The sequence below is a fragment of the Bacteroides sp. 1_1_30 genome, assembly GCF_020982715.1.
Lineage (GTDB): Bacteria > Bacteroidota > Bacteroidia > Bacteroidales > Bacteroidaceae > Bacteroides > Bacteroides xylanisolvens.
This window is the reverse complement of record NZ_JAJKHN010000167.1, coordinates 1-4,339: the sequence shown is the minus strand read 5'-3', so window position 1 is coordinate 4,339 and position 4,339 is coordinate 1. Positions and strand designations below refer to the sequence as shown.

The window sequence follows — 4,339 nt, the reverse complement described above, 5'->3', positions numbered from 1 at the left end:
GAGGTATGCCAGGATCTGTTTTACAGCCTTGAATGGACGTACCCGACCACCTTGCTGGAAGAATGGGACTCGAACGGTTATTTCGATGAGATCGAGGGCTGGTATGACGATTAAAACAGACAGGCTATGGAAAAATATAAAATAGTGTTGACCGGACCGACCGGAAGCAGGACCTCGAACTACATCCTGAGTTTGAGAATGCACATAAAAGCATACTTCTCCCAGCCCTACGGCAAGGAAGAATTCGGTCACGTGCTTCATTGCATCAGCTCGTTCATTGATGATTTTACCTTCAAGGTACGCAATTCCCGATACCGGGGAGACATCCTGAAAAGGACTATCAGTAACGACTGCCTGAAAGTGTTCAACCTGGGTGACGAGATAGTGATACTGACCGTCTCCTTCACCCCACTGGAAACATGAAACCAACAATATGACAGATATGGATAAAATACAGAAAGACAATGCGGAGCCGGGCAAAGCCCCGGACAAAATGAGTGCTGACAAGCTGCATCTGTTCGCCACCCGGTACGCCTTTATCGACGAACGGCTGCACGAGGCCGGGCAAGCCATGCTGAAATTCATGCTGGAGTTCCTGGCACAATATGGCCGCGTATCACTCGGCCTCACGGAAGAGGAGGAACTCGACGACAACAACTTCCCCGTCACGACAACCCTGTACGGGAAGCACGACACGCCCCGTATCAAGCTTACCGATGTCTACCTGACGGATGACGGGGAATATCTCCTTGCTGACGGAATAGATGCGGAGACCGGGGAAAAACGGGACGGATTCTATATCTACAGCGAACAATACGCCGATATCTTCCAGTTCGTCGGCCATGCTTCGGAGATGAACTGACGAATGAGGAACAACCATAAAACGAAATATCAATGGATTGTATCAAAGATTTACAAGCCGCCATCCGCAACATTCTCGTAAACAACGGCCTTACGGAACTCTGTCTGGGAGAGCCTGACGAACTGGACGATCCCACCTATATCATTTGGTATGACAGGCACTGTGAGCCTAACGAAGACCCAGTGTTGAAGGTTTGCCTTGAAGATGAGGGCATTGCCGTTGAGGTCGAAGCCCGCAGTTTCGGGAACACGATAACCGTCTACGATTATGACATAGACCGTATTGAATGGTGGAAAGGCATTCATGCCAATATTCTGGAAGTGCTGGAGCGTGACGGCAAGCGCCGGTGTCCGGCCTGTGGCAGGACGGTCAAGGGGAAGCAGCGGTATTGTGGTGCCGGATGCCGTGATTTCATGACTCCCGGACCGACAGTGGAGCAGGTCGCGGAAAAAGCCAACCGGAATATCCGCAAACTGGCAAGCCTTGCCGCCGGAAAGGACAAGGCGTACCGGAAGCGGCTGATAGAGAAATATACCGTCGGCCCGTCATAGGCCGGCTTTGTTACACTAAAAAATGTATGATATTATGGCAACAAGAACCATTTACCTGACCGTACGGCTCGATATCGACAACCCGAAGGCCGATGAGATAACGGACGAAGAGGTTGACAAAATTATCAGCGAAGTGGACTATGAATTCAAAAATTACGGGGATTATGAAATCGACACGAAAATCTGTGGGAAAAATGACGAAGGTGGTCTTTAGACGCTATCCCGACGGACAGATCATCGCCCTGTTCCCGGAAATACCGTGGAGTGGACGGCGGGGTGAAATAACCTCCTACATGCACGTCGGCCAGCATGGCGCAGCCGACTATGCGGGTGTGATCGCCGTGACGCGGCCAGTCCGTGAAAAGGAGTACCGCAACCCGCTTTCCGAACTGAGAGCCATCGGTTATGATGACCTACACATCGTGCGGCATGCAAGACCAAAATTCATAAACAGCTAAAAACAAATCTTATGTCTCATAAGCCGAATGCCGTTCCTGTCTTGCAGGAGGGAACGGTCTATACAATTATACTTGACGACGGACGAAAGGTCCACGGCGTAATCTATCATACCTGTGTCGCCTCCGGCAAGTCGTATTTCGCCAAAGGCGATAAGACCTATCCCGCCGAAAAGGTGCGGAACCATTCAATCACCGGACATGCCGCATCGGACGGCTCTAGAAGGAACGGCACACCCAATCCCGACCGCTTCGCCATCACGGATGAAGTGTGCGAGGTCGTTGATGTAGTTACCACGCCGGAAACCAATCCGAAAATGTTCCGGTGTCGTGTCAAATGCCTGATGTATTCAGGCCTGTCACAAGCCGAGGCTGAGAAAGTCATCGCTTCAACGCCGCTAAAGCTGGAACTCTTCTACGACGTAGGCCGTGGCAGTTTCGCTATTGACGCCGAGGCAGTTGGCAACACACCGCTATATAATCCTTACACGGGAAAGGAAATCCCGGATGAAACTTAAGCCGAACTACATCGAATATGAGAGAACTATATATCAAGAATCTCTGCATCGAGATTACCCGACGTTGCAACATGCGCTGTGCCCACTGCATGCGGGGAGATGCCGAATCCGTGGATATCTCTTTGAAACATATAAGCAACCTGCTGCGGCATGTCAGGCATATCCACCATTTCAACATCACGGGCGGCGAGCCGTCGCTTAACGTCCGGGCTATCCATCATATACTCGGACGGGTACGTGCATACGGCATTACAGTCAATGATTTCTATATCGTGACCAACGGAGCGGCTACCTCCCGTTCCGGGGAATTCATAGCAGCCTGCGCCGCGCTGTACGAGTACCAGGAGGAAAAGGAGCAGGACTCCGGCCACATGCTCGAAATGAGCGACGACCGCTTCCATGATCCGGCGGAGCATGCTGCCACACTTGCGGCACTTTCCCCGTATCCCTTTTTCGGAGTCAGGGGACAGGCCGAACGGATCTTCCTTTTCCGGGAAGGTCGCAGTACGGAGGGATATCCGAATCCCGTTCATAGGATTTACCTTACGGAGGAGAACTACGTTTATGGCGATCTCTGTCTCAATGCCGACGGCATGATTCTCTCCAACGGTGACCTGAGCTATGCCCGCCAGCGGGAACATGCCCTGTGTCCTTGCGGAAAGCTCATGAAATATCTCCGGAATACCCTGAAAGAGCGTAGAAAAGAAAGATTATACAAATAAACCATTCAAAATAAAAAGACAATATGATAAAGATAACCATGATTTTTGGCGAGGATGCCGTAAGAAAATATGACGAGAGCAAGGAACTGCCTTCCGAGGAATGGCTGATGGACAACGGGGGTGTCGTGGACGAGAAAGAGTTCAAAACTCTTGAAGAATATAAGGCCTATGTCGCCGGGTTGAATGACGGTGACGGCTGGAGCGATTATCAGATCATACGTCATAAGGACGAACCGGAAGATACGGACACCCAGTGTGAAGAGTCGGTATGGATGCGCCTTGGTGCCACGGTAACAGGCAAGCGTGAGGAAATCGAAAAAATACTGGAAGGTCATGTGGATACGCTCGCGCAGCTGTTGGCGCGGGAAAAGTTCGAGATAAGCGGTGAAACATATATTCCCTCAATGGTCATAGAGGAATACAATAAAGAACACCTGACCGATTTCGAGGAAAAGGATATGGATTTTTACTTGTTATAAAAAAACGATTGCCACGATCATGATAACAGTGACACTTTTGCTCGGTAAGGACACCGTAAGCATATACAAGAAAACCGGGATCATCCCGCCGGAAGAGAATACCGCCGACTCCGGCGGTTACATGATAACCAGGCAATTCGGAACTGAAGTGGAATATAGAGCCTACGCAATGGCTATGGAAGACCTGGAAGGACATAGGGACTGGCAGATGCTGGCTCCCGTCACAAGTCCGGCACCATCATTCCGCACCGAGGATTTCGTACGCCTGACGGACGGAGCGGTCGGTTCGATATGCCGAAGTTTTGGAGACGGACCGGCGGATTACCGTAAGGAAATGCTGTTTGGTCAAGAATTAAATCAAAATCAAATGGATATGAACTGTAAAAAAAATCAGGCTATTACGACTTTTATTCATGGAATACAAACGATAAACAGACACAGCCATGCCATACAGAAGCACGGGAATAACCATTTGCGGGACACGGTATGACCGCAGGCAAAAACTGACACCCGAACAGCGAGCAGAGATTTTCCACCGTTACATGACGGAAGATGTCAGTCAGCGCCAACTGGCACGCGAGTACGGTGTAAGCCGCCGCCTGATTACGTTTATCGTGAATCCCGAAAGGGAGAAGCGTAACAGGGAGCTGCTGAATAAGCGCAAGGCGAAGGGGATGTACAAGCCTGACCGAAAAAAGCACACTGAAATTATCCGTGAATACCGGCGCTACAAACAGAAGTTATTCAAAGAA

General features: G+C 50.3%; 10 protein-coding genes. All 10 read left to right on the top strand.

The window, feature by feature from the left end; genetic code table 11:
- Positions 1-126 precede the first annotated feature (126 nt).
- Entirely contained in the window at positions 127-423 is a 297-nt protein-coding gene (locus tag LPH68_RS25635; RefSeq protein WP_195589148.1) for a hypothetical protein, read from the top strand.
- Positions 424-442: 19 nt separating this feature from the next.
- Complete coding sequence (locus LPH68_RS25630) at positions 443-862, top strand: hypothetical protein (protein WP_229101772.1); 420 nt, start codon at positions 443-445, stop codon at positions 860-862.
- A gap of 32 nt (positions 863-894) precedes the next feature.
- Positions 895-1,413, top strand: coding sequence for a hypothetical protein (locus LPH68_RS25625; protein WP_195589151.1), 519 nt, complete (start codon positions 895-897; stop codon positions 1,411-1,413).
- Positions 1,414-1,447: 34 nt separating this feature from the next.
- Positions 1,448-1,627, top strand: coding sequence for a hypothetical protein (locus tag LPH68_RS25620; RefSeq protein ID WP_195589153.1), 180 nt, complete (start codon positions 1,448-1,450; stop codon positions 1,625-1,627).
- The gene (locus LPH68_RS25615; protein ID WP_195589156.1) at positions 1,578-1,871 is read left to right on the top strand and encodes a hypothetical protein; all 294 of its coding nucleotides are present in this window, start codon (positions 1,578-1,580) and stop codon (positions 1,869-1,871) included. The genes LPH68_RS25620 and LPH68_RS25615 overlap by 50 nt, the downstream gene beginning before the upstream one ends.
- An 11-nt stretch (positions 1,872-1,882) precedes the next feature.
- Positions 1,883-2,386, top strand: a complete 504-nt coding sequence (locus LPH68_RS25610) for a hypothetical protein (protein ID WP_195589158.1) — start codon at positions 1,883-1,885, stop codon at positions 2,384-2,386.
- 17 nt (positions 2,387-2,403) lie between these two features.
- Positions 2,404-3,108, top strand: coding sequence for a radical SAM protein (locus LPH68_RS25605; RefSeq protein ID WP_230297234.1), 705 nt, complete (start codon positions 2,404-2,406; stop codon positions 3,106-3,108).
- A gap of 23 nt (positions 3,109-3,131) precedes the next feature.
- Positions 3,132-3,587, top strand: coding sequence for a hypothetical protein (locus LPH68_RS25600; RefSeq protein WP_230297233.1), 456 nt, complete (start codon positions 3,132-3,134; stop codon positions 3,585-3,587).
- Between the two features lie 19 nt (positions 3,588-3,606).
- Entirely contained in the window at positions 3,607-4,077 is a 471-nt protein-coding gene (locus LPH68_RS25595; RefSeq protein ID WP_230297232.1) for a hypothetical protein, read from the top strand.
- Positions 4,031-4,339: hypothetical protein (locus LPH68_RS25590; protein ID WP_230297231.1), on the top strand; the 309-nt coding region annotated here is incomplete at its 3' end. The genes LPH68_RS25595 and LPH68_RS25590, both read left to right, overlap by 47 nt.